This is a genomic window from Ruegeria sp. BJ3, from assembly GCF_056535665.1.
The window spans coordinates 2786168-2811719 of record NZ_JBQFIT010000001.1 but is presented as its reverse complement, the minus strand read 5'-3'; the positions used below and the strand labels follow the sequence as shown (position 1 = coordinate 2811719).

The 25552-nt window shown below is 61.4% G+C and carries 19 protein-coding genes; 5 read left to right on the top strand and 14 right to left on the bottom strand.

Annotated elements, in window-relative coordinates; all coding sequences use genetic code 11:
- Nucleotides 1-1440, top strand: coding sequence for a flavin-dependent monooxygenase QhpG (qhpG, locus tag ACR3EL_RS14050; RefSeq protein ID WP_480722023.1), 1440 nt, complete (start codon nucleotides 1-3; stop codon nucleotides 1438-1440).
- 51 nt (nucleotides 1441-1491) lie between these two features.
- Complete coding sequence (gene lptF / locus ACR3EL_RS14045; protein WP_170339511.1) at nucleotides 1492-2631, top strand: LPS export ABC transporter permease LptF; 1140 nt, start codon at nucleotides 1492-1494, stop codon at nucleotides 2629-2631.
- 2 nt (nucleotides 2632-2633) lie between these two features.
- Here the strand turns inward: lptF and ACR3EL_RS14040 are convergent, their stop codons facing one another.
- Nucleotides 2634-3470, bottom strand: coding sequence for a LysR family transcriptional regulator (locus ACR3EL_RS14040; protein ID WP_254437795.1), 837 nt, complete (start codon nucleotides 3468-3470; stop codon nucleotides 2634-2636).
- A 104-nt stretch (nucleotides 3471-3574) separates the two neighbouring features.
- Here ACR3EL_RS14040 and ACR3EL_RS14035 point away from each other — a divergent pair, with 104 nt between their 5' ends.
- Nucleotides 3575-4165, top strand: coding sequence for an HD domain-containing protein (locus tag ACR3EL_RS14035; protein WP_170339515.1), 591 nt, complete (start codon nucleotides 3575-3577; stop codon nucleotides 4163-4165).
- Here the strand turns inward: ACR3EL_RS14035 and speB (ACR3EL_RS14030) are convergent.
- From speB (ACR3EL_RS14030) to ACR3EL_RS13985, 10 genes are all read right to left on the bottom strand, one after another.
- Nucleotides 4162-5004 carry an agmatinase gene (gene speB / locus ACR3EL_RS14030; protein WP_170339517.1) on the bottom strand — a complete coding sequence of 281 codons (843 nt, stop codon included), beginning with the start codon at nucleotides 5002-5004 and terminating at the stop codon, nucleotides 4162-4164. The genes ACR3EL_RS14035 and speB (ACR3EL_RS14030) overlap by 4 nt on opposite strands.
- Entirely contained in the window at nucleotides 5001-6170 is a 1170-nt protein-coding gene (gene nspC, locus ACR3EL_RS14025) for a carboxynorspermidine decarboxylase (protein WP_170339520.1), read from the bottom strand. The genes speB (ACR3EL_RS14030) and nspC overlap by 4 nt, the downstream gene beginning before the upstream one ends.
- Nucleotides 6171-6300: 130 nt before the next feature.
- Complete coding sequence (locus tag ACR3EL_RS14020) at nucleotides 6301-7512, bottom strand: saccharopine dehydrogenase family protein (protein WP_170339522.1); 1212 nt, start codon at nucleotides 7510-7512, stop codon at nucleotides 6301-6303.
- A gap of 23 nt (nucleotides 7513-7535) precedes the next feature.
- Nucleotides 7536-9425: a biosynthetic arginine decarboxylase gene (gene speA, locus ACR3EL_RS14015; protein ID WP_170339524.1), complete on the bottom strand. Its 1890-nt coding sequence runs from the start codon at nucleotides 9423-9425 to the stop codon at nucleotides 7536-7538.
- 99 nt (nucleotides 9426-9524) lie between these two features.
- Complete coding sequence (locus tag ACR3EL_RS14010; protein ID WP_170339525.1) at nucleotides 9525-10613, bottom strand: DUF1513 domain-containing protein; 1089 nt, start codon at nucleotides 10611-10613, stop codon at nucleotides 9525-9527.
- A gap of 3 nt (nucleotides 10614-10616) precedes the next feature.
- Nucleotides 10617-11627: an imelysin family protein gene (locus ACR3EL_RS14005; RefSeq protein WP_480722019.1), complete on the bottom strand. Its 1011-nt coding sequence runs from the start codon at nucleotides 11625-11627 to the stop codon at nucleotides 10617-10619.
- Nucleotides 11628-11630: 3 nt separating this feature from the next.
- A complete protein-coding gene (locus tag ACR3EL_RS14000; protein ID WP_437342517.1) occupies nucleotides 11631-13178 on the bottom strand; it encodes a di-heme oxidoreductase family protein in 1548 nt (515 codons plus the stop codon).
- A complete protein-coding gene (gene bfr / locus ACR3EL_RS13995; RefSeq protein WP_149776400.1) occupies nucleotides 13138-13623 on the bottom strand; it encodes a bacterioferritin in 486 nt (161 codons plus the stop codon). The genes ACR3EL_RS14000 and bfr overlap by 41 nt, the downstream gene beginning before the upstream one ends.
- Nucleotides 13571-13864, bottom strand: coding sequence for a (2Fe-2S)-binding protein (locus tag ACR3EL_RS13990; protein ID WP_093964444.1), 294 nt, complete (start codon nucleotides 13862-13864; stop codon nucleotides 13571-13573). Before ACR3EL_RS13990 ends, bfr begins: the two co-directional genes overlap by 53 nt.
- 116 nt (nucleotides 13865-13980) lie before the next feature.
- The gene (locus ACR3EL_RS13985; RefSeq protein ID WP_170339532.1) at nucleotides 13981-15252 is read right to left on the bottom strand and encodes an imelysin family protein; all 1272 of its coding nucleotides are present in this window, start codon (nucleotides 15250-15252) and stop codon (nucleotides 13981-13983) included.
- Nucleotides 15253-15536: 284 nt separating this feature from the next.
- On the opposite strand from ACR3EL_RS13985, the gene ACR3EL_RS13980 reads away from it, so the two are divergent.
- Entirely contained in the window at nucleotides 15537-16055 is a 519-nt protein-coding gene (locus ACR3EL_RS13980; RefSeq protein ID WP_170339533.1) for a ZrgA family zinc uptake protein, read from the top strand.
- 12 nt (nucleotides 16056-16067) lie between these two features.
- On the opposite strand, the gene speB (ACR3EL_RS13975) is transcribed toward ACR3EL_RS13980, so the two are convergent.
- The gene (gene speB, locus ACR3EL_RS13975) at nucleotides 16068-17033 is read right to left on the bottom strand and encodes an agmatinase (protein ID WP_170339534.1); all 966 of its coding nucleotides are present in this window, start codon (nucleotides 17031-17033) and stop codon (nucleotides 16068-16070) included.
- 350 nt (nucleotides 17034-17383) lie between these two features.
- Between speB (ACR3EL_RS13975) and ACR3EL_RS13970 the strand changes: the two genes are divergently transcribed.
- On the top strand, nucleotides 17384-21052 hold the full coding sequence (locus ACR3EL_RS13970; RefSeq protein ID WP_480722015.1) for a flavoprotein: 3669 nt from the start codon (nucleotides 17384-17386) through the stop codon (nucleotides 21050-21052).
- On the opposite strand, the gene ACR3EL_RS13965 is transcribed toward ACR3EL_RS13970, so the two are convergent.
- Nucleotides 21033-22205 (bottom strand): hypothetical protein, encoded by a 1173-nt coding sequence (locus tag ACR3EL_RS13965; protein ID WP_170339545.1) that lies wholly within the window; start codon nucleotides 22203-22205, stop codon nucleotides 21033-21035. The genes ACR3EL_RS13970 and ACR3EL_RS13965 overlap by 20 nt on opposite strands.
- 41 nt (nucleotides 22206-22246) lie before the next feature.
- Nucleotides 22247-25546, bottom strand: coding sequence for an adenylate/guanylate cyclase domain-containing protein (locus ACR3EL_RS13960; protein WP_480722013.1), 3300 nt, complete (start codon nucleotides 25544-25546; stop codon nucleotides 22247-22249).
- Nucleotides 25547-25552: the final 6 nt, after the last annotated feature.

Genomic DNA, 25552 nt, shown 5'->3' with positions numbered 1-25552 from the left:
ATGGCGGCCGAGATTGAAACCGAGATCTGCGTGATCGGCGGTGGTCCGGCCGGGGCTATGACGGCGATGCGGCTGGCACAGCTGGGGCGACGAGTCTGTCTGCTGGAACGCGCCATCTTCCCACGCCCACATATCGGCGAGTCACTTCCTTCCTCCATCTGGCCCATTCTGCGGTTTCTGGGTGTGGACGATGCGATGAAAGCTGCGGGATTCCTGCAATCGTCGGGTTCCGTCCTTATGTGGGGCGCGGCGTTTGAAAGGAGAGGTGAGCCAGTTGACGATCCGGGCCTTCTGGTGGATCGCAGCCGGTTCGATGCCATCCTACTGGACGCTGCACGCCAGTCGGGTGTTCGTGTGTTGCAACCCGCACGCGCCTATCGACCACGGCGCACCGGCGCCGGTTGGGAGGTTCCGATCCTGACTGCGCAGGGAAAAAGCCGACTGCGCGCCGACCTTTTGGTGGATGCGGCGGGCAAGCATGCGGGCCTGGGTCGAAGGTTCCGCCCGGCCTCAGCGCCATTGACAGCGCTCTATGCCTATTGGCAAGCCCCTCCGGGTTTTGGCACGCAGGCCCGCGTGGAGGCTGGTGATGCCCATTGGTATTGGGGCGCAGCACAGCCGGATGGTACGGTCAACGCTTGCATTTTCATTGACCCGTCGGATTGCACTGGTTTGTCGCCGGCAGCCCGGCGTGATCTGTATCTGAACCTTCTGGCACGATCGACTCTTCTGGCCGGCTGTCTGGAGCAGGCGCGGATGGGCCCGGTGCGCCGGTGTGATGCCAGCAGCCAATGTGAATTGACACCGCCCGCCGATGATCTGCTGCGTGTGGGCGAAGCGAGTTTCTCGGTCGATGCGCTGTCATCGCAAGGGGTGCAACTGTCTATGGCGCAGGCCATGCAGGCGGCAGTGGTTGCGAACACGATTCTGACTCGGCCCTGCGACACCAACATCGCGCTGGGATTCTATTCGGGACGACAGCGCGAACGCGTAGAAACCCACGCCGAATTGGCGGCGGCATTCTATGCACGTCACCACGAGGTCACCTCTGGTCCGTTCTGGAGCCAGCGCGCACAGCCTCTGGACTGGCTTCGCCGCCCGCCTGCGGACCTGCAGAACGCCGAGTTGTCCCCGGGCGAGGTGCTTCGCCGGTCGCCGGAGGCGAAGCTGATACAGGGCGGTGTGCAAGGCGACGCGTATGTTGTGCGGTCAGAGATTCTGACCCACCCCAATTTGCCGCGCCCGGTCCACTCGCTGGCGGGGGCCGAACTGGCGCCGTTGATATCCGATCTGCGCGACTCACGCTCTGTGCCCGATATTCTGCAGCGATGGTCGAGCCGCATCGGACCCACCTCGGCGGCACAGGTCCTGCGGTGGCTGTGGCACACCAAAATCCTTGTGCCGGCCGGTGAGTTGGGGCGCAATCGCGGTTCCCCTTGACTGGCGAATGGCCTAATGTCCCGCCAGGATAAAACAGCCGAAAGAGGTCACATGTCGCGCTTTGATGGGTATTTCCTGCGGCAGCTATTGGTTCTTTTCGGCTTTTTCACGCTTGTTCTGGTGGGCGTGTTCTGGATCACCCGCTCGGTCAGCCTGTTCGAACACGTCATCAGTGGCGGCCAGTCGGCTATGGTTTTTCTGGAGTTCACGGCGCTGACCCTGCCAACACTTGTCCGAACGGTCATGCCGATGGCGGTCTTTGCCGCCGCAGTCTATGCCACCAACCGGCTGAGCCGGGAAAGCGAACTGACCGTGATGCTGGCCACCGGTTCCAGCCCATGGCGGCTGGGCCGGGCGGTGTTGCTGTTTGGTCTGGTGGCGGGGCTGATGATGGCGATCGTCAGCGTCATTCTGCGGCCCGCTTCCGTAGAACAGCTGGAACTGCGCCAGGCCGAGGTGGCAGGTGACATCACCGCGCAGTTGCTCAACGAGGGGGAGTTCATGCACCCGGCTCGGGGCGTGACCGTCTATATCGGTCGGATTGATCTGGATGGCACATTGCACGAGGTGTTCGTGTCCGACCGTCGCGATCAGGAAAACCCCGCCACATACTCCAGCACGTCCGCCTATCTGGTGAACAACGGATCCGGCGTTCATCTGGTGATGGTGGATGGGGTTGCACTGCGGTTGAACAAGGAAGGCAAGACCCTGTCGTCGACCCTTTTCGACGATGCATCATACGACATTTCGGAGCTGTCCCGAAACACCGACAATGGACGCCGCAGTCTTGAGGCGATTCCGACGATCGAGTTGTTGGGCGATCTTGACGCCGTCGCTGCGGCGGATGGCTACCCGTTGGGGGAATTGGTGGAAGAGCTGCACCAGCGGTTTTCCTGGATCGCGATCTGCATCACCGTGGCGCTGGTGGGGTATTCGACTCTGATGCTGGGTAGTTTTTCCCGGTTCGGCCTTTGGCCACAGATATTCGCAGCATTCACGATTCTTGTCTTGTTGGAAGGCGTGCGTGGGTTCGTATCTCCGGTGGTGATCAAGGATGCGAAGCTATGGCCGATGCTCTATGGTCCAGCCGTTGTCGGGTTCGCAATATCGGCCGTGTTCCTGGCTTTCGCCGGAAGACCGATCATTCGCCGGCGGGTGAGAGCCGCCGCACCCGCGCCATCCCCGGTCTGAGATTAGCCCCGCAACTCCGACAGGCACTGGTGTAGTTCACCCAACAGTTTTTGGTGGTCATCCTCTGCGCGCGAGACAAGGTGGACTGGTAGAATTAGCGGTGCCGCTTCGTCGACCTTGCGAAGCGCGCCATTCGCAAGGTGTGGGGCGACGACGCTGTGCGGGAAAAAACCGCGCCCGCCGCGTTGCAGGATATAGCGCAGTGCCATCATGCAATTGCCCAGAAACACGGTTTGCCCAGCAGACAACCGGGCCAGACCGCGTACATGCTCCTGATAGCCTTCACCAAGTTCGAGGTTGATGAAAACAGGATCGCTGCCGGACTTAGCCAGATGGGGCGTCTCGACAAGGATCAAATGCTCAGGCGGCAAGTCCTGGCACGAGATCCCGGACCGCGATGGCCTCTCATGTGTGAAAGCCACGTCCAGAACGTGCGAAGCAACGGCCTCGGCCATGTTCAGCGTGTGGTCATAGTTGAGCGTCAACAGAAGTTTGCCAAACCTCTGCTCGAACCGGACGGCCAGATCGACCAGAAGCGGGTCCCAGATGCTGAGCTGAGCGCCCAGGCGAAGGGCCACACGACCTTGACTTTGGGCCGGCAGGTCTTGCGAGGCGAAGGACCAAAGCGACAGCATCTGTTCGGCATAGGGTTTGAACTGCGCCCCGAAGTCGGTGAGGCTGGTACCGCCGGCACCACGTGAAAACAGGGCTTTGCCCGTGGCCGCCTCAAGCTGGCGGATCCGTGCACTGACAGCCGTCTGTGTCACGTTCATCCGTCGGGCCGCAGCATGGAAACCACCGGCTTCCGCCACACATAAAAACGTTTCGAGCTCACGCATCTGCATGTGAAACTATTTTTTGATCGGCGTGATAAAATCAATTCATTTTTTCTATTGGGTGGTCGCGACTAGTCTGGCAGTGACCCGCAGACAAAGGACCCGCCATGCTGGACAAAAGCCACAAACCCACCTGGACCAGTTTCGAAGAGGCCACCAAGGCCGATTGGGACGCCGTCATGGAATATGAAGAGGCGTACAACGCGGCTTTGCCCGACCGGATTCTGGACGCGATCCGGTCCTTGGACGAGGAATGGACACCCTATCCGGTCAACCGGTATCAGCACAGCCTGCAGGCCGCGACGCGGGCCTACGAGGATGGCGCGGATGAGGAACTGGTCGTGGCTGCTCTGATCCATGACACCGGGGACATCCTGTCACCCTACAACCACGGCGAGCTGTCAGCGGCGATGATGAAGCCCTATGTCAGCGAACGCACCCATTGGATTTTGAAACATCACTGTGTGTTCCAGGGCTATTACTACAATCACCATCTGGGCGGAGACCGCAATGCGCGCGACAAGTATCGCGACAGCCCTTACTGGGAGGACTGCCGCTATTTCTGCCACGAATACGATCAGAAGGCGTTCGACCCGGACTATCCGACCAGGCCACTGGAGTTCTTCGAGCCCATGCTGCGCCGCGTGTTGAACAAGGGCGAGGGGCACATGGAACTCAACGAAACCGCCGAGGACTAGCAGGACGCCATCAGGCGATAAACGATCTGTGCCGTGGTGAAATCCCACGCCGCGTTGCCGTCCGGGGCCAGTTCGACCACGTCGAAGCCCACGCAGCGGCGGCCTTTCAAGGCGTGTTCGACCAGATGCAGCGCCTGATAGTATCCCAGCCCGCCCGGAACCGGCGTGCCGGTTGCGGGCATCAATGACGGGTCCAGCCCGTCGACGTCAAAGCTGACATAGACCAGTTCGGGAAAGTCCTCGGGCAGGTCGACGGCATGAATGTTGCCGGTGACCAGCTCTTCGGCATCCACATGGAAGACACGGTTCCTCAGACGGCTTTTGGCTTCTTCGGTCGAGAAGGCGCGTACGCCGAATTGCGCCAGACGGACGCCTTCCTCGGCCAGCAGGTGCATGACCGAGGCGTGGCTGTGTTTCTCGCCCTGATAGGCGTTGCGCAGGTCGGCATGGGCGTCGATTTGCACGATGCCGAGGGGCTGACCCAATGCGCGGGCCACGCCCATCACCGCGCCATAGCTCAGCGAGTGTTCACCGCCCAGCGTGACCGGCACCGTGCCGGCGCGGATCGCGGCCTCGGTGCGCTGGGCCAGACGCTCCATGACGTCCGGCAGCGGGCCGGTGCAATCCAGCGAAGGTTCGGTGAAGATGCCATCGACACAGGGTTCGGAATGTCCAGTGATGCGTTCGAGTTCATTGCTGGCTGCGATGATCGCGGCGGGGCCGCATGCAGTGCCCGAACCGTAGGAGACCGTCCGTTCCAACGGCACCGGGATGACACGGAACCGGGCGTCTTCGCTGCGTTCGGCCTCGGTCAGTTCGCTGTCGAGGAAAATGCTCATGAAAGCCTCTCTTTGAAGTCGTCGTAGCCGAATTCCCTGATGATCTTCAGGTCATCGGTTTCGCTGTTCCACAGGGCGATGGTGGGCAGAGGCACACCGTTGAACGTGTTGGTCTTGACCATCGAGTAATGCGCCTGATCGAGGAAGGCAAAGCGCTGCCCGATCTGCAGCGGCTCGGCCCAAGTGTAGTCGCCGATCACGTCGCCCGCGAGGCACGAGGGGCCGCCCAGGCGATAGGTGTGGCCGGTTTCGGCTTCGTCCATCAGGGCGGGGCGGTAGGGGGCCTCGATCACGTCGGGCATGTGGCAGGTGGCCGAGATGTCGGTGATTGCCAGATCCATGCCATTGTGCGGCAGGTCGAGGATTTCGCCCACCAGGATGCCCGCATCCAGTGCCACGGCCTCGCCGGGTTCCAGATAGACCTCGACGCCGTATTTGGCGCGGATGGTCTTGATGAACTCCACCAGCCCGTCGCGGTCATAGTCGCTGCGGGTGATATGGTGGCCGCCGCCGAAATTCAGCCATTTCAACCCGTTCAGGAAGGGGGCGAGTTTCGGTTCGATCGCCGCCCATGTGCGCGCCAGCGGCTCGAACCCCTGTTCGCAGAGCGTGTGCATGTGCAGGCCATCCACGCCCTCCAGCGCCTTGGCGTCTAGTTGGCTGACCGGGGTGCCGAGGCGCGAGCACGGGGCGCAGGGGTCGTATTTCGCAACCTCGCCTTCGGAATGCTCGGGGTTGATGCGCAGCCCGACCTGCCGCCCGGCGGCCTGTGCCTTGGCCAAAAAGCGGTCTTTCTGCGCGGGGCTGTTGAAGATGATGTGATCCGACAGCGCGAGGATTTCGTCGATATCGGCGTCCTTGTAGCCCGCGCAGAAAGTCGCGACCTCGCCGCCATATTCCTCGCGCCCCAGCCGCGCCTCAAAGATGCCGCTGGCGCAGGTGCCGCCGAGATACTGGCGCACCAGCGGGGCCAGCGCGAACATCGAAAAGGCCTTGAGCGCCGACAGGATATGCGCGCCGGAATGCTCTCCGATATCGGCCAGAACCGCCAGGTTCCGCTCCACCGCCTTTTCGTCGACGACGAAGCAGGGAGAGGGGACGCGGGTCAGGTCGAAGTGGCGGAAGGCGCCGGCGTCTCCGGCTTGTGTCTGCATCAGTTGGGTCATGTCCGGCGTCTCCGATTGGTGGATAGGCCAGGGGTGCGACTTGTCGCCATTGGCGCTCGGACCAATGGCGACCCCCCGGGATATTTTGGGCCAGATGAAGCAGGGCGGTCGCGAGGACCGCCCCGAGGGTTCAGAACTCGACCGGGCCGTCGAGTTCGTGGACCTGCCAAGGCAGGCCGTGCTTGTTCAGCATGTCCATGAAGTCATCCGGGTCGAGCTGTTCCATGTTCCACACGCCCGGCTCGCGCCAGTTGCCTTTCAGTATCTGTGCCGCGCCGATCATGGCGGGGACGCCGGTGGTGTAGCTGACGGCCTGGCTGCCGACCTCGCGGTAGCATTCCTCGTGGTCGCAGATGTTGTAGATGTAATAGGTCTTTTCGCCCGAGCCGTCCTTGGCCTGACCGGTGGCGATGTCGCCGATGCAGGCCTTGCCCTTGGTTTCGGCGCCCAGATCGCCGGGATCGGGCAGCAGGGTTTTCAGGAACTGGATCGGGATGATCTCGACGCCGTTGTGCACCACCGGGTCGATCCGGGTCATGCCGACATTCTGCAGCACCTTGGCATGGGTGATGTAGGCGTCACCGAAGGTCATCCAGAACCGGGCGCGCTCGATCTCGGGGAAGTGGGTCGACAGCGACTCCAGTTCCTCGTGATACATCAGGTACATGTTCTTCGGGCCGATACCGGGGAAGTCGAACTCGACCTTGTGGGTCATGGCCGGTGTCACCTTCCACTCGCCGCCTTCCCAGTGGCGGGCGTCGGCCAGAACCTCGCGCAGGTTGATCTCGGGGTTGAAGTTGGTGGCGAATTCCTGATCGTTCTGGCCGCCATTGGCGTCCAGAACGTCGATCTGGCGGATCGTGTCCAGCTTGTGTTTCTTGAGCCATTTGGCGAAGACGGATGTAACGCCCGGATCAAAGCCCGAGCCGAGGATCGCGGTCAGGCCGGCCTGCTTGAACTTGTCCTGATAGGCCCATTGCCAATGGTATTCGAACTTGGCCTCGTCCTCGGGCTCGTAGTTTGCGGTGTCGAGGTAGTGGCACCCGGCCTCGAGGCAGGCGTCCATCAGAACCAGGTCCTGATAGGGCAGGGCCAGGTTCACTAGAAGCTCGGCCTCGGTGTCCTTGATCAGCTTGACGGTGTCGGCGACGTTGTAGGCGTCAAGCTCGGCCGTCTTGATGTCGACGCCGGTGCGTTCCTTGACCGATTTGGCGATGGCGTCGCATTTCGCCTTGGTGCGGCTGGCCAGCGTGATCTCGGTGAAGATGTCGGAATTCATCGCCATCTTGTGCACGGCGGCGTGGCTGACGCCACCTGCGCCAACAACCAGTGTCTTGCCCATGGAAAATTCTCCTTTCGCCGGGGTTATTCGTAGTAGGTATAGCCGTTGATGCTGTCGCGGTAAGCGCTCATCAGGGTTTTGCGGTCTTTGGCCTGAAGCGTGCCGGTCGAGATCGCCTCGTCCACCATCTTGCGGAAGGCAGCGATGCAGTCGCTGGGGTCGAACTCGACATAGGACAGGACTTCGCTGATCGTATCACCCTCTTGTTCGTGCAGCAGGTCGAACCCGCCGTCGGCGCGCAGGTCAATCGTGACCACGTTCGTGTCGCCGAACAGGTTGTGCAGATCGCCCAGTGTTTCCTGATAGGCGCCGACGAAGAAGACACCCATGTAGTAATCGCGATCTTCCGGCAGGGAATGCACGGGCAGGCTGGGCGAGACGCCGTCGGCCAGGATGAACCGGTCGATCTTGCCGTCGCTGTCGCAGGTGATGTCGGACAGCACCGCGCGGCGGTCGGGGGCCTGGTCCAGCATCTGCAGCGGCACGATCGGGTGCAACTGGTCGATCGCCCAGACATCGGGCAGCGACTGGAACAGCGAGAAGTTGCAGTGATAGATGTCGGCCAGCTTCTCCAACTGGTCGTCCACATCGGTTTCGACCTCGTCCGAGGCCGCCAGTGCCTTGATCCGCGCCATAAGCGACAGGTAGATGCGCTCGGCCCGGGCCATCTGGCGCAGGTCGACATAGCCACGGCGGAACAGGGCGCGCAGCTCGTTGCGATAGAAGGTGGCGTCGTTCCAGCATTCCTGCAGCCTGTCGTGGCTGAGATAACCGTTCACCGCCGCCAGATCGGACACCATGTGGTGATCGTCGGGTTCCACCTCGGGGCCATCGGGCGCGTCATAGAGCGTGCTTTCCAGCACGTTGAACACCAGCATCGACGAGGTCGCCACCACGGCGCGGCCGCTCTCGGTCACCAGCGTGGGGTGGTCCACCTCGGCCTCGTCCATGGCATAGGCCACGGTCTCCACCACATTGGCGCAGTATTCCTCGACCGTGTAGTTGATCGAGTTCTCGGTCGCCTTCTTCTCGCCCGTGTAGTCGACGCCCATGCCGCCGCCCAGATCCAGGTGCGTCAGCGGCACGCCTTCGCGGGTCAGCTCGGTGTAATAACGGCAGGCCTCACCCACGGCGCGGCGCACGTCGTTCACGTCGGGCACCTGGCTGCCCAGATGCGAATGCTGCAGCTTCAGGCAATGCAGCAGGCCCGCATCGCGCAGCTTGTCGACGACCGCGACCAGCTGATCGGTGTTCATGCCAAAGGTCGACCGATCCCCCGAGCTTTCCTGCCATTTGCCGCTGATCTGGTTGGTCAGTTTCACCCGCACGCCAAGCAGCGGCTCGATGCCCAGCCGTTCGTAGACCTCGATGACCGTGTCGGCCTCTTTCGGGCTCTCCAACACGATGACCGTGTTGAACCCGATCTTGCGGCTGAGAATGGCCAACTCGATGAACTCTGCGTCCTTGACTCCGTTGCACACGATCAGCGCCTCCGGGGCCAGACGGTGCGCCAGGGCGATCACCAGTTCGGGTTTCGAACCGGCCTCGAGCCCGTAATTGTATTGCTTGCCGAACTCGACGATCCGGTCGACGACCTGCGCCTGCTGGTTCACCTTGATCGGGAACACGCCGCGATAGGACCCCTTGTAGCCGGTGCGCGCAATCGCATCGCGGAAGCTTTCGTTGATATGCGCGATCTCGTGCTCCAGATACGAGCTGATGCGCAGGATTATCGGCGCCTTGATCCCGCGCTGATCAAGGTCGTGCAGAATGCCAGGCAGGCTGATGGCCGCCGCATCGGGTGCCATGGGATTGCGCAGACCGATCTCGCCGTCCTCCGTCACCTCGATGAGGCCCTTGCCCCATTTTTCAACTCCGTAGATGGAATGCGGTGCGACGGGCGTCTGTTTCAATCAAGTCAGTCCTTGCGTTGCAGGCGTGGAAATTTCGCCCGCCAATACGGCAGCCGTTCGATTCTTCCAAGTGTAATCTGTATCGGAGGTTAGCCCAATTCAGATCGCAGGGCGAATGGGAACCAGATGGTTGTCCCAACGGACCCGAGGATGGGGCGATATCGCCGGGTTTGGCCCGACCAAATGCCCCACATCGCCATGCCCGGCGGTAAAGACAAAGCCGGATGGCCCGGGGCCCAACCCGCACACGTCGCTGAGCGAATGGGCGCGTTCAAAACGGGCTGCCTCGGCATCAAAGACGTGCAGCGCGTTGCCGCGTGGGCAGGTGATGGCGACCTGCCGCCCCTCGGCGGAAAAGGCGACACTGCCTGCATAGCCGGCCAGCGTCGCCTGTATGTCTTCCGGTGCGGACAGCAGGTGGTAACGGCCACCTCGCCGATGCAGCCCCAGCAGCGCCGGGTCGTGGGACAGGTCGCCCTGCCACTGCATCGCAAAGGCCAGCAGGCCATCCGCGCGAACGGCCAGATGCCGGATCGAATTCTTGTGCAGCGCCGCAGGCAGTTCGACCTGCTCCAGAACCGATCCGTCGAGGCTGACATAGGTCAGGTTCGGGCGCATGGTCGGCAGGTTCAGCTTGGTGCGGCCTGTGTCCGGATGGGTTTCGATGCCGCCGTTGGCGATGGCCAGAGATTTGCCGTCGGGCATCAACACCACATCATGGGGGCCGACCCCCGCTGAAGAAAACTCGCCCATCCGGGCATAGCCCTTGGCAGCGTCCCAGACGCCGATGACACCGGTGCCTGCCTCATAGTCGTTTTCGGTGGTGAACAACCGGCGGCCGTCGGGCGAAAACGCGCCGTGGCCGTAGAAGTGACGCCCGTCTGGCGCCTCGAGCTGGGCAAGCTGGTCCCCGGTCGCGCAATCGATCACCAGCGCAAACCGCCCCGGACGGCGCGCAAATGCAACGGCCCGCGCCAGATGGGGATGGGCGGCGGCGGCGTGCCCGCGGCCGGGCAGGGGGATCGAGAACCGAACCTCCCCTGAAATGGTCAACCCGACCAGGCGGTACGACCCATCGTCGAACAGCGCAGCTGACAGGAAATCGGGCGAACCGACCGCAGCCCAGCCCGGCAGGGGGGCAAGAGTCGCCGCTGCCAAACCGGTCAGGAATCTTCGGCGGCTGGTCATCGGTCAGTCTCCGTCCAGCGAATTGAAACCTGCACTGATACCCAAGGTCGGACCCAACTGCGCGGCGGCAAGGCCGCGGATGTCGTTGATCGATTGCTGCAGGGCCTCGATCCGCAGCCGCCCCTGTGGCTCGGACACGCCAGCCAGCGCGGGATCGTCCAGCGCCTGCGCCCGGGCGATGCTGCGGGCAAAGGCATCATCCAGCGAGGCGGCAATCTGCGGGTGGTCGGCCGCCAGCCGCGCCGCCAGATCGCGCAGCGCCACCAGCGACAGTTCCACATGCCGCAGCGACCGCAGCGACCGCCGGGCCTCGGCCCGGTTGGGGCGGGGGCGGTCGAAACTGCCCATCGGGCGGCCCAGGCGCGTATCGGCTGTGAATTCGAACCCGGTGACAAGGGCCTTGTAGAGCTCCTGCAGGGCTTCGTCTTCCGATCGGTAAACGCTGCCGGTACCGGGCTGGTTCAAGTTCACTGCATAATCTGCCCAGTCGGCAGCGATCGCGGCGGCATTTCGGTGAATGTCGGACGCAATCGCACGGATCAGGTCGCAGTGATATGCTGCATCTCCCCGCCTGGAAAATTCGGGGTCGTACAACATGAGTTCCAGTGCAAAAAAGCCGCGCCCCGCGATCGATGTTTCGGCAAACGCAACTGCATCGGTGACCGCAGAATCCTGAGCCGAGATCATTCCGGCCAGAGCCTTGGGCGTAAAGCCCTTGGTGTCCGGCCAGAAGGCAAGGGCAAAAGCGCGATCATCGACTTCGGACGGACCAAATCGCAAATGGCTGGCAGAAATCCATGCATCGAACGCCGAATGGAATGCAGCGCGGAGGTTTTCGGAGTCCGAAGAACAGTCCTGTTGCGCAACCTCGGAGAGTTCTGCCGATCTGTCGGAAAGCTCTTCAAATCTTGGAAGGATGTGGTTCTGCGTAACGTCCTCAGGAACTGTCGCCCGATCTTGAGCGGCAACAGCCAGGGGAACCAGAACGGCGATGATCAGGGGGACAAGGCGCATCGGTCATAGGCTTTCAAGAAATTCGATCAGGGCGTCCCGATCTGGTTTTGGCATGGAAACAACCGCATCGCGCGCGGCCTGGGCCTCGCCCCCGTGCCACAGGACCGCTTCGAGCAGCGAGCGCGCGCGGCCGTCATGCAGGAACTGGGTGTGGCCCGAAACGCGTCGTGTCAGGCCGATGCCCCATAGTGGAGCGGTGCGCCATTCTCGGCCCGTTGCGCGGGCCTCGGGGCGGTTGTCGGCCAGTCCTTCGCCCATGTCGTGCAGCAGCAGGTCACTGTAGGGCCAGATCAGCTGGAAACTGTGCTCGGGCCGGTCGGGCAGGCGGTGGGTGACGAAAGCGGGCGAGTGACAGGACGCGCAGCCAATGGTGTGGAACACCTCTTTCCCGCGCAGAACCTGCGGGTCATTCACATCGCGCCGGGCGGGAACGCCCAGGTTGCGGCTGTAGAAGGCCACCAAATCCATGCCCTGCTGGTCGATCTCGAAGCCGCGTTCGTCGCCGTCACCATGCGAGGCGGCCTGGCAATCGGCCTGCGCCGGGGTGCAATCGCCAAAAGGCGCGGGGTAAAGCGGGCTGGAAATGCCGATATCTCCGGAGAAGGCCGCGGCCGACTGCTCCATGATCGTCGGCATGCCCGCCTTCAGCCCGAACCGGCCCAGCATGGGTTCGCCGAATTCCGTCGACCACACGATGTTGGGCCGCCCCGAGATCCCGTCTCCATCGGCATCGTCGGGGTCGGCCTTGGCCAGGATGTCCTCGGCCGGGATCGCCTCGAGCAGACCCAGACCGATCATCTGCGGCGCCACGCGCGGGCTGAGCATCGCGTCGGGGTGCAATGGCCCATAGCCCAGATCCGCCGCCCTGTAGGTAGGCTTGCGCAGCGACACGGTTTCGCCATCGGACAGCTCCACTGGTATTTCCTCGTAGGTGATGTCCAGCCGGTATTCGGCCTTGTGGCCGGGTAGGGCGAAATCCTGCATCTGGCCGCCATAGCTGGGTTCGGGCAGGGTGGCGAGATACCCCTCGATCCCTTCCGGCGCGTCCGCGGGCGTCCCGGGGATGGAAACGCGCAGGAACATCGAAATGGCGTTGTCCTCCGGCCCGGCAGGGGTGTGGCCACGCCCGTCCTTGATGTGACAGCGCTGACACGACCGCGCGTTGAACAGCGGCCCCAACCCATCCGAGGCCAGGGTCGAGGACGGGGACGACACCCAGACCTTCTTGAACAGCCCGTTGCCGACTTTGAAACCCAGTTCCTGCTCAAAGCTCAGGTTGGCCGAGGGTTGCGAGAATGCATCCGCATCGGTCCGGGCGCGCACCGTTGCGGCGCCTGCCGGCAGGTCCTCATAGCGCTGGGGCTGTGTGAAATCCGACGGCGCTGCGGTGACTGTGGCAATCCGTGCCCGTTCAGCGTCGGTTCGGGGGAGGGGGTTCAAATGACTGTCCCGCAGATCCTGCGACAGGGAAGGGGTGGCCGCAAGGACGGCCACCGCCAGAAAACCAGACCTATTCGGCCTCGTCCATTTTCGATGCATTGAGTTGCGCATAATTTGCTTCGCCGAGTCTTTCGTACAGATCGAGCTGGGTTTCGAGGAAATCGATATGGCCTTCTTCATCGGCCATCAGTTGTTCGAACAGCGCCATCGACACGAAGTCGCCGGCCTGTTGGCAGTATTCGCGCGCTTCCTTGTACAGGGCCCGGGCGTCGATCTCGGCCGCCAGGTCGCATTCCAGGGTTTCCTTGGGCGTCTGGCCGATGCGCAGCGGGTCGAGCTTTTGCAAGTTGGGGTGGCCGCCCAGGAAGATGATCCTCTCGATCAGCTTGTCCGCGTGCTGCATCTCTTCGATGCTTTCCTCGCGGCTTTTCTTGGCCATGTGGCCCAGGCCCCAGTCCTCCTGCAGGCGGTAATGCAGCCAGTACTGGCTGACTGCGGTCAATTCATGCCGCAGGGACTTGTTTAGGTATTCGATGACTTTGGGGTCGCCCTTCATCTGCACTCTCCTGTGTAGCATCCACGCGCAGGGCGCGGAGTTGCATGGGTACTTCGAGGTTATCGGTTGCGCGCATCGTGTCCAGAAACAGCGGCATACACCCGCCACAATCCGCCGATTTTCCCAAAGCATGGTAAATCTTGCCCGGCGTGATGATGGTTTGAGGATCTGCCGCGCGCATCCAGTCGATTGCCGCGCGGATGTCGTGATCCGTGATGTTGGTGCAGTGGCAGACGATCATGGCGACTCGGCTCTTTTTAATTCCTAGTCAAATAGTAGGGTATTTGCTTCGGGTCCAGACACAGCTTGTCGCAGGGCCGGGCGCAAGCAGTCGCCACGCCCGGCCGCTTTGGTTCATCAGTGGAAAACGGCGTCGGGGTTGTCGAGGCTGTCGGACCCTTCGAATGCGACATTGCCCAAGCCCAGCACGGACACGATGCGTTCGATCGTCTTGGTCTGATCGATCAGACCTTCGACGCCGCCCATGATCAGCGTTTCGCCACCGACGTTCCCGCGCTCGAGCATCTGATCGTATGCAAATCCGGCCTCGGCTGCGGTTTTGATCTGGCCGAGCGCGTACATTGTGGTGGCCAGCTTGGTCTTCATCTCGGTGTCCAGAGCCGGGTCCGAGGCTGCAACCAGATCCGACAGGGACGGACCCGAAACCGGAGTGCCGTCAATCCGGACATACCGACCCAGATAGACGTTCTGAATCCCCAAACCGTCATAATAGTGGCTGTTGTGCGTGTTGTCCGAGAAACAGTCATGCTCTTCTTCCGGGTCGTTCAGCATCAGTCCAAGACGCATGCGCTCACCGGCCTGTTCGCCATAGGACAGGGATCCCATGCCTGTCAGAATTGCACTGATGCCCGAGTCGGCGTCGTCGGTCAGGGCCGCGCGTGCGGCACCGTCGTCCTGCCATTGGGCGGCCATCCACTCCAGATCCGAGACCAGCAGGTCGGTCGCCGCCACCAGATACTGGGCCCGGCGATCGCAGTTGCCGCCGGTGCAGGACTCGTCCTGCGCATAGTCCGTCCAAGGACGGTTGCCGGCGCCCTCGCCGTGACCGTTCAGATCCTGGCCCCACAGCAGGAACTCGATGGCGTGATAGCCAGTTGCCACATTGGCCTCGATCCCGTCGGCCTCGTGTAGTGTTTCTGACAACAGTTCGGGCGTGATCTCGGTCGCGTCGACCGGCTGGCCAGACAGCTCAAAGCTGGGCGAGGCAATCACGTTCAGAACCGCAAGCTCGTTTTCGTCCGTCGCGCCGCCATAGGCCGCATCCACATAGTCGATCAGACCCTCGTCCAGAGGCCACGCGTTCACCTTGCCTTCCCATTCGTCGACGATGGGATTGCCGAAGCGATAGACCTCGGTCTGTTGGTAGGGAACGCGCGCCGCAATCCAGGCCTGGCGTGCGGCGGTCAGGTTTTCAGCAGAAGGCTGTTCAACCAGTGCGGCAACGGCGGCCTGCAACCTGCGGGCAGCACGCAAACTGTCGTCATATTTTGCTTCGGCAATGTCAGCATAGGTGTCCAGGATGTCGACCTTGGCAGGGGCGTCGCCGGCGGCTGCCGCTGTTGCCATCAGCAAGGCTGCCAGGCTGGTCGTCGAAAATACGCGGGTCATGAAGTTCAGGCCTTCCTGTCGAAAAAAATGGGCAAGAGCACCCGGTGCGGGTGCAGAGATGAATATTAACTGAGTGAAATTGTAAGTTATGTCAACCCGAGTCTTTAAGTCGGGAATAAATTGGGAAACACGCCGCTGTTTTGGCCAAATGCGGATTGGCTGGATGGGTTCTCCGGATCTGTCTAGCCATTTCCGGCGGGGTCAGACGGGGTTGCGCGCCGTTGCCTGCCGATGGCGCGCAGATAAAATGATGGTGTGATTCTTGAGTTGGTGGTGGTTGCGTGATGAGATCCCTGGCGTTTGCCCTTTGCGTGTTTCCCCTTGCGTTGGACGCGCAGCAGGAAGGGGCGCCAAAGCCCGCAGCACTGGAGATCGCGTTTTTGGCTTCGGGGTACACGCTGTCTCTGTCTGTTCCCGCGTCAGAAATCGTTGACTTTGATCTTCCCGCTTCGAGCGCAGAGGAAAAGGCGAAGGTCGCGGTCGCCATTTCGGACCTGTCACAGCCCATGACCCTGTTCGCGGTCACGGCCGAGGCGGGTTGTGCCGCGTCCACGGCGAACGTGGCGCTGGTGGGCGGTGAAGCCGGGTCGGCCTTGGGGTCTGACGATCACCGGCCCGAATTTCAGGCCGAATACACGATCAGGTGCAGCAACCTTCAGGCGCTTGGTGAAATGAGATTTGATTACTTCGACCGGTTTTCGCAGGCTGAACGCGTGGACGTGCGGGTTCAGTCCCCGGGTGGTAGTCACGCCGTCGCGGTCACACGAGAGACCCCGTTGGTTGATCTCTCCGAGTTGATGTGACCGGGGTTTCTTTCATTCCTTGTGGTGAAAGATGAAGCCGATGAAGTTCAGCAACAGCTGCGCGGCAAGGATCTGCGTGCTTTCGGTCGGGTCATAGGCCGGGGCAACTTCGACGAGGTCGATGCCGGCGACCTGCCCTTTCCGGGCAAGGCCCTGCAGGATTTCCAGAACGTCGTAGTACAAAAAACCGCCGTGGCTTGGTGTTCCGGTGCCCGGTGCAATGGATGGGCAAAACGCGTCAATGTCGATGGTCACGTAGTATCGGACGCCCGAGGGGATGCGGTCCAATACCCCCTGGGTTCCCAGGTTGCGGACCTGCCGTACCGACAAGATGTCGGAGCCGCGCGCGCGTGCATCCTCGTAACCTTCTTTCGCGGTCGATGAGACATTGCGGATGCCCAGTTGGGTCATACCCGAGACATAGTCCTTTTCGATCGCCCGCCGCATCGGGTTTCCATGGCCCGCCGTAACGCCATGACGCTCGTCCACGAAATCCAGGTGTGCGTCGATCTGGACCACGTGAATGGGACCGTTTCGGGCGCAGTCTTGATCAAAGGCGTTGATGCAAGGAATGTTGACGGAATGGTCACCACCGATCGTCACGGGCAGAGCGCCGGCCTCAAGGATCTTGCGCACCCCGTATTCGATATTCGCGTGGCTGGCTTCGGTTTTGGTGTGGATGATGTCTGCATCCCCCAGATCGACGATGCGCACCTCTTCGCCCAAATAGGTGGCATCGTCCTCGTGATCATAAGCACCTGCATGACCAAAGCTGAACAGAGTCGATGCCTCGCGCACCGCACGCGGGCCGAACCGGGCTCCGGACCGGTATTGGCAGCCGAAGTCGAACGGGGCGCCCAGGATGGCGACATCGGCATCGATCCGGTCCCAATCCTGCACATATGGCTTCTTACCGAATGTGGCGATGCCGACGAATGGCAGATTCAGGCGGCCGGATTCATATCCATGTTTTGACATTGGGGGCTCCGTTGCTTTGAACCGGCCGCGGGTCTGGCGGGTTGCTTGCACGTTGGCGTCTATCACCCGATCAATCAAGGCCGCTTTGCCGCAGCGGCGCATCAAGCTGCGAAGCCGGGTAAACCCCACAATCCCAGTGATTTTTCTACAAATCTGTACTAAGAATGCAGGTATCGCTCGTATTGCCTGTGCAAATTGAGGGGTGGAGTCAGCATTGAATGGCGCCACGCGTCGGGCGGTCTGCCGTTTGTCCGGCGGGGGAGACTGCAAAGTGCAAATGCTGATTTCAGGAAAGTGACCACGAAATACGAAACCATTGCGCCACTGACTTTTTGGGGGAGGAACTGGCCGTGACCACACAAACGATTTCCAATTCAAAACCGATTGAAGCCACATCTGCCGATTGGGAGAAGATATTCGCCGTCTTGCCCGGCGAAAAGGTGCGGCAGAGCGCCGAGCGGCTCAGGCAGCATTTCGATCTGTTCGAAGTTCTTGAGGACACGGTACTACCGCCGCGCGGGATGTATGTGGTTTTGGACGGCATCGTGAAGCTGCGCCAGAATGACGTTGATCTGGCGACCGCCGATACCGGGGACTATTTCTACGAAGAGCATCTGGAGATCCGCGACATACCGGTCAGCCTGCAGGCCGTGGCCTTGCCCGGCACTCGGCTTGCCTTTCTGGCCAGTAACGAGTGGCTGGATATTCCCGCGGAAATTCGACGCGAATGCTACGCCACGCTGTTCGGCGATCTGGTCAGTGTGCATCTTCAAAATTTCCAGCAGCCGATCAACTGCTGCAGCGTGACCGCGGCCGCGCTGAGCATGTCGGCGCTGGGCTTCAGCTGCGAGGTGAACGACATCTTCCGGGTCTGCGAACTGCCCACCAGCTTTGTCGTCAATGACGGCATCTCGCTGGGTGAACTGTTCGATGTGGCCTGCACCTATATCCATTCGCAAGGTCTGCGCGACCTGGTGCAGGTCCAGGCCTATTTCATGGACGAGGCGACGACCTCGGTGCCGCTGCTGCTTGAGGCGATTGACGAATCCAATCGCCTGGGTGGGGACAACGACATTCTGGTGGCGAATTTTCAGGTTGGGGTCGCGCATGGCAAGCCCACCATGCCCGGCGGCCATTTCGCGGTGATCGCCAAGTGCAACCCCAGCACCGGTCTGGTGCACATGATGGATGTGCATCCCGAAAAATACGGCAAGCTTTGGGTCACCACGATCGACCGCCTGTACGCGGCCATGTCCGACCGCGACGGCACCTCGATGCGGGCGCGCGGGCTGCTGCGGTTCTCTGCACGCGAAGCGGTCAAGACTACGCTGCAGACCTTCCGGCAGAACTGCAACTATGTGGACAGCACCCGGTATCTGGCCCGCGATCCCAAGAAGCGCCGCAACCTGTTCCGGAGGGCCAGCCCGAACATGAACAGCCTGGGCGTTCTGGCGGAAAGCCTGCAGATACTGGGCGATGTCCAGGTCACCGAAGACAAGCTGCTGATCGCGACCCAGACCTCGTACACCGAGGCGCTGAGCCGGGTTTCGACCGCCAAGAAGATGAGCGAGATGGCCCAGCGGTATCTGGCTGGAACGTCCGAGGTGCATATTGGCAGCACCTTCCGCAGCTATGCGAAACGACCCGGGAAGGACAAAAGGTCGCCGCAAGACTGGTTCCGGGATCAGCTGCGCAGTCTGAACGAACATGAGGGGCGCCACCTGATGATCAACATCGACTTCAACCGCGTGTTGGGGTTCGAGGTGATCCGGCCGCCCGAAAACGTGTTCCGCGAGACGGCGCTGCTGGAAGAGTTCTGGTGCCTGTGCGTGGCCTATGACGAGAAGGCCGATCTTGTCACGGTCGTAGATATGAGCCCGGCCACATCGCAGGTCTGGCAGGCGCCACGCGGGCATATCTTTCGCGGGCTGCGCGACCTGAAAAGCCCGGCCATGCTGGTGATCGAAGAGACTCAGCCTCCGGAAGACCCCAGCGACGTGGCGCGGATCGTCCGGGAAAACCCGCTGGTTCTGTTCTACGAGGATGAGGATCCGTGGTCGAACATGCTGAAGAACATTCTGGCCAATATCGGCGCGACTGGTCTGAAATTGGTCGATGTCGCCGGGCACGGGGCCAACGCCATGAAGATGCGCCGGCAACTGGTGGCCGAAAGCAGCAAGGAAAAGGTGCCTTACCTGTTCTTCCAAGGGAAATGCCTGGGCAAGCGCAGCGACATCGTCGACATGATCCTGGACGGCAGCCTGCAGGAAGACATGAAGAAAGCCGGTCTGCCTGTCTTGCTGCGCCACGAGTCGCCGAGCCTCGACAAGAACATCTTCGGGTATCCCAAGGGCGGGTTGACAGCCCCGCCAAACGGTCGCCGGAACGTTCTGTTGTGCGCCTGCGGCTCGTCGGCTGCGGACAAGGTGCCACAGTTGGTCGCCCGGATCACCGAGGCAGGTCACAATGTGAAACTGATCCCTTCGGTTTCGGCCGAAAAGTTCTTTCGCGATATTGGGACCGACAAGGCCAGCGAGGCCCGCAAGGCAAAAAGGACCGGGAAGAAAACCAAGACGGTCGACGACTACATCACCCACAACGACTACTACCGCGACGATGACGAGTGGAACTTTCGCTATACCGAGTTCGGGATGCCCTTGCGCGCCTCGCATCTTGCGCTGTGCGACTGGGCCGATTGCGTGATCGTCGCGCCGGTAACCTGCAACACAATGGGCAAGATCGCCAACGGCATTGCCGACAACCTGCTGACCTCGGTCTTCGTGGCCTGGCAGTACCGCAACAAGCCGGCGATCCTTTGCCCGGCTTGCAACACCAACATGTGGAACAACGTCACCACCCAGAATAATGTCGAAAAGCTGCGCGATCTGGGGATCGATCTTGTGGGTCCCCGCAAGGGGCGCTTGTCGAACGGGATGATGGGCATCGGCATGATGGCTACGCCCGACCAGATCATGGAGGTGCTGGAAGAAGCCTTCGAAGAGCTGGAAAACCACGAACACAATATCTGCAAATGGGCGCAGGATGCTGCGGCTTCGGATGACTTCGCCCAATGGGAGCCCGTGTTTCAGGCCATAGATGATGGGGTCGCCGGTATCGACATTGTCGATGACCATAATGGCGACACGCTGCTGCACTATGCGGCCGGGGGCGAGGGCGAGCTGACCGAGAACGGGCAAGATCTGGGAAAACCGGACATCGAGGCGGCCAAAGCGCTGATCGCAAGAGGTATCAACGTGAACGCGGTCAATGACCACGGATTTACCAGCCTGCATGTCGCCGTGATGAACAACTCGGCCGAGATGGTCGAAACCCTGCTGGCGGCGGATAGCATCGATGCAAGCCCTCTGATCCACTTTCTGCAGGATCCGGTGCGGTCCAGGGGCATCAGGGTGTCGGACGAGATCCGCGTGATGCTGGACGAATGGGCCAACACGCACGCCCTGTCAGAACCGGAAGAGGTTGAAGACGAAGACGACCTGATCGATGAACGCGAAAAGACCTACCTTTATTTCACCTATGGATCGCTCAAGAAAGGATTTCCCAACCACGACGCTCATGCGGACGTTCTGGATGATTTCGTTGGACAGGCGGTCACTCGGCAGCCCATGCCCCTGATCGTTCCGAAAGAGCCGTTTTGCGACAACCCGAACTGTGCCTACCTGCACCGCATGGCCACACTGGTGGATCGCAAGGGTACTGGCCGTCCGATCAAGGGCGAGGTCTACCGGGTCACCTCGGGCGGGTTGAAGGAACTCGACAAGCTCGAGGGCTTTCACGGACCGGGCGCGGTTGACAATGTCTATGTCCGCAAGCGGATCAATGTCCTGATGGATGGGGTGAAAAAACCGGCCTACGTCTACGTGATCGCCAATCCGGAAAAATACCTTGCCGAACTGGAAAGCGGTGCGTCCGAGTTGGTCGACGAATACTCGATCGACATGGCCACCGGAACGCTCAAGCCCGGGCATGAGGCGGCCGCTAGCCGTCCTGATGCGTGATGGCCTCGGGTACATCCCTTGACGGAGGTGACTTGAGGCTGAGGTTGTAGGCGGTGATCGCGATCATGCAGCTCAGGACAAATGGCCAGAACGCGGCCTTTGGAATCAGGTTGTCACGATAGTGGATCAAGCGCAGCGACGGCGCGGACTCGGAGACGAACAGATAGGTGTTCACCGACACCACAAGCAGCATGAAATACATCAGGAAAAAGAAGGACTCCATGTAGATCACCGGTGACCCGGCAAAACCCTCGCGCAATTGCACATGGGCCAGCAGGATCACGAAGAACAGGACCGAGCAGGTTCCGATCACGCTTGAGGTGCTGAAATCGTGCCGTTCGACCAGGTTTGGCTTCCGCGTCACCGTCATTACGGCGCCGAACAGAAGCATCGTGACCACGATCAATGGGATCATGTGCACCACGAAGGCGTTCGCAAAGTTGCGTTTTATGACAAAGTTGTAGTGCAGCTCGGGCAGTCTGGTCTGAAACTCGTTCTGGTTGATGCCCAGCGTCGTGTCCAAATCGGACAGCTTGTAGTCAAAATAGGTGTTTTCGCGTTCCCAGGTGCCCATGACGATGCGGTTGTCGATCCCGAAAATGTCCTTTGGCCCAGTCGCGGGATAGGCGTCGAAGTCGGGAACCAAGGCGACGTTCACGTCAAACCGGCCCGGCCAGAACCGCACCCAGACGGTTTTGTGGTCGAAAGGATAGCTGGTGTAGTCGAAGGACTGGCGCAGGGTCTGCTCAAAGTACCAGCCAATCACTTCGCCACCGGGTTCTGGCATCCGGTAGGCTTCTTCGATAAGACCGCTCCCGACATCCACGGACTCGGGCAGAAGGAACCCGGCCTGACCGGGTTCGGGTTTGATCGCGTCATGGACGCCGGTTTGATAGTGTTGCCAGACATAGCCCGTGACGTGGATATCGCTTGCATCGACGAAACTGAAGGATTTGAGGAATATTCCCGTCCTGACCCGATAATCCGGCGCGTTCTCCAGCGACTCCAGATAGGAATCGACCGAGGCCTGATCCGGCAATTGGGTCGGGTCCTGCTCGAAATGGTTCAGCGATGCCCAAAGGTAGAACAATACGGCCGTCAGTATCAGCGACACGAGGCCTGACAGGCCCCAGACCTTTTTCTCTACCGCCATTCCGCGCCCTGTTTTTTCGTGTTGTTCTATCGTCATGCGGTTCATGCCGTCGGTTGACCGGCCATCCCGGCCACCGGGAAATCCAGATGCCCCATCAGCGACCGCACCACGCCCAGGTCATCGAACTGCGATCGAAGTTCGGGAAACTCGGCGTGGTCAGACAGGGCGAGGCCCTGTTGCCCGGTCGCAGCCAGAAGGCGCGTGTGACGGATGGACAGATCGGCCATCGGCAGCGGTTCTGGGGCGGTGAACTCGGACAAGGCGTCGGCAAAGCGGATCGCGCGGTCCCAATCCTGGCGGGCCAGCATCACTGCGCAGGCATCTGCGTAGAAATGCAAGTGGCTATGCCCAACGCAGCCTTCACTCAGTATCCTGACGCCCTGATCCAACAAATCATCCTGGGCATCCGGATCGTCCAAAGCCAAGGCCAATGCCGACAGTGCCTTGGGGCCGACAAAGTTGCGGCCATGTTCCAACGCGATTTCCACGGCGCGGAGCCCCACCTGTTCAGCCTCGTGCCTTTGCCCGGCATAAACCTGCGCCCGCGCCAAGTGTTCCAGCGCCTGAGCCTCGAGTCGCTTGGCACCGACGCGCTGGGCGATATCGGCGGATCGGATGAAGGCCTGCAGCGCGCCGTCCATGTCATCCTGAAAGGTGCACGCGACGCCCAAGCAGGTCTGCGCGACACATTCCGGTACGAATGCAAAGTACTTCTGCGAGATTTCGATGGCTTCCTGCGCATCGGCCCGGCCCTGCGCAACGTCACCTGAGTAACTGCGGGCAACACTGAGATTGTGAAGGTTGGCGGCCAGGTCCCGGACCAATCCTTTGTCTCGCGCTCTTTCGACGGCCTGAGTGTAGAACCCTGCGGCGGTGCGCATTGCGGCATTCATGAAATTTGCATCGCCAAAGCCGCTGAGCGCGCCGACCTCCAGCCGGACGGATTCCAGTTTGCGGGCCAGCGTCAGCGCTTTTTCGTTGCTTTGCAGAGCATCCGAGACCCGTCCCAGCGGGAAATAGATGTTTCCGCGGACATAGCTGATCTGGGCCAGATCCCGTTCCGATCCGATACGGTCAGCGGCGGCCTCGGCGATGTCGAGGCTGTGCAGCGCATCCTGGTACAGGCTGGCCTGGCGCGCGGCCTGTGCCAGACCGATATGAACGCGGCAGATCTGCGCGTCAGTCTCGGCCAGGGCGGCGGCTTCGTTGAACTCGCTCAGGGCCTTGTCCGACAGGCCCTGAAGGCGATGGGTTTCCGCCCGGGCACACATCAGGTCAAACCGGATACCCGGCGGAGCCGAAAGCTCGAGCGCGCGTTCGATCAGCGGGCTGGCCTCGTCAAACTGGAAGGCCTGGATCAGGTTTTCAGCGGCCTCCAGATAGGCTTCGGCTGCATTGGAGGCGTCGGCACGGTCCAGGTGTTGGGCGCGCAATGTGGCGTCCTTGCCTTCGTACCAGCTTGCTGCTTGCCGGTGCAGCCGGGCGCGCTCGGACTTGACCAGCGTCGCATAGGATCCGTCGCGGATCAGAGCATGCGCAAACATCAGATCTGCCCCGGCCTCGCGGATCAGGGCCGAGCGGATCAGGTCGGACGTGTCCAGATGGCCTTCACCCAGCAGATAATTCAGAACTTCGGGAGAGAACCGTTGCCCCAGAACCGATGCTGCCTGAATCGCCGTTCTGCTACGACGATCCAACCCGTCCAGACGGGATTGCACGATGCCTTGGATGCTGCCGGGGACGGTGTCGCGGGTCAGGCCGTCGATATTGCGCAGCAGTTGCTCGAGAAAAAGCGGATTGCCTCCGGCACGTTGCACGCAGGTTTCCAACAGCTCTGGGTCGATGGCGGTGAATTCCTCGACCAGTTTCCGCGCCTGTTCGTCACCCATCGGCGACAGCTCCAGCTTGGATACCAGCGCACCATCCGTTCCCATCTGCCATTCCCGATCGATCGGGTCACCTTCGACCCGGCTGGTCATCATCAGAACGCAAGGCAGGTCCCGCGTCGCGGCAGCCATGTAAGAACACATGGTCAGAATGTCCGATGGCGCCCAATGGATGTCCTCGACCTGGAGCAGAAGGGGGGCCTCGCGGCTGCGGGCCTGCAGCAGTTCGTCGATGACCTGTCGCCGACCCCGCATGCGTGCGGCGTTGTCCATCGCGGCATAGACTTCGGCCAGCCCGGGATCCTGTTCAAGTTCGAGCAGGGCGCTCAGATGGGCTGAACTGGCGGGGTTGATCCACCCCCGGTCGATCGCGTCATGAGCGGCCGCGGTGCTGGCATCGGAGTTGTCGGTCGGGTCGAGGCCCAGAAGGCTGCGGGCGATGGACTGGATGGCCGAATGTCCCTCGCGTGTGCCGAAATCCATCACCACGCCCCCGTGGATCGAATAGGACCGGTTTGCGGCCAGCTCGGCCACCTGTTCCGAAAAGTGGGTCTTGCCGATACCGGGTTCGCCAAGAATGATGTGAACCTCACCCTTTCCATGGCGCTGGCACCGGTCGAATGTTGCCGAGAACAGCGACATCTCGCGTTCCCGCCCGATGAATTTGTGGCGCCGCGTGCGAATGTTCCGGGCCAGACGGTCCAGACGCCAGATTCCGACCTCCTTGTTAAGGCCCTTGATTGCCTTGGTGCCGATCGCCTCGCCGACGAACAGTGGGCCAAGCGCGCGCTGGATGTCATCCGACACCAGCGTCTGACCCGGCGCAGAAATGTCGGTCAGGCGGGACGCTAGATTCACGCCGTCCCCGGTCACGGTGTATTCGGTATGGGCCTCGCTTCCGGTGGTGCTGGCGATGACCTGCCCCGAGGCGATGCCGATATGGCACGACAGGGGCGGGTCAAGTGTGGGCAGCGCGGCGTGAATCTCCAGCGCGGCGCGGGCCGCCCGTTCGGTGTCATTGGTGTGCGAGATCGGCGCCCCGAACACCGCCATGACGGCGTCTCCGATATGCTTGTCGATCCGGCCTCCAAATTTCTCGACGGCGCGGTCGACCTTGCCGAAGAATGCATTCAGCAGCGCGTGCATGTCTTCGGCGTCGTGTTCGCTGGACAATTTGGTAAAGCCGGTCAGGTCCGCGAACAGAACCGTGACCTGACGTTTTGCCGGTTCCAGTTCAACCTCGGGTTCAAACGCGCCGACGGTTTCCGGGACGTCCAGCTCGGATATCGCGCGCAGCAACCGGCGACGGTCGCCGACGGCAGTCACTCCGATCTCGCGCAAATCCTCGCCCGTAAGTTCAGGAAGAATTGCAAAGTCGATTTTGTTTTCCGCGAACGCTTGGGTGTAATCGGACAACCCAAGGGCGCTCAGCCATTCCCTTAGGTCGCCAGACATTGGTGC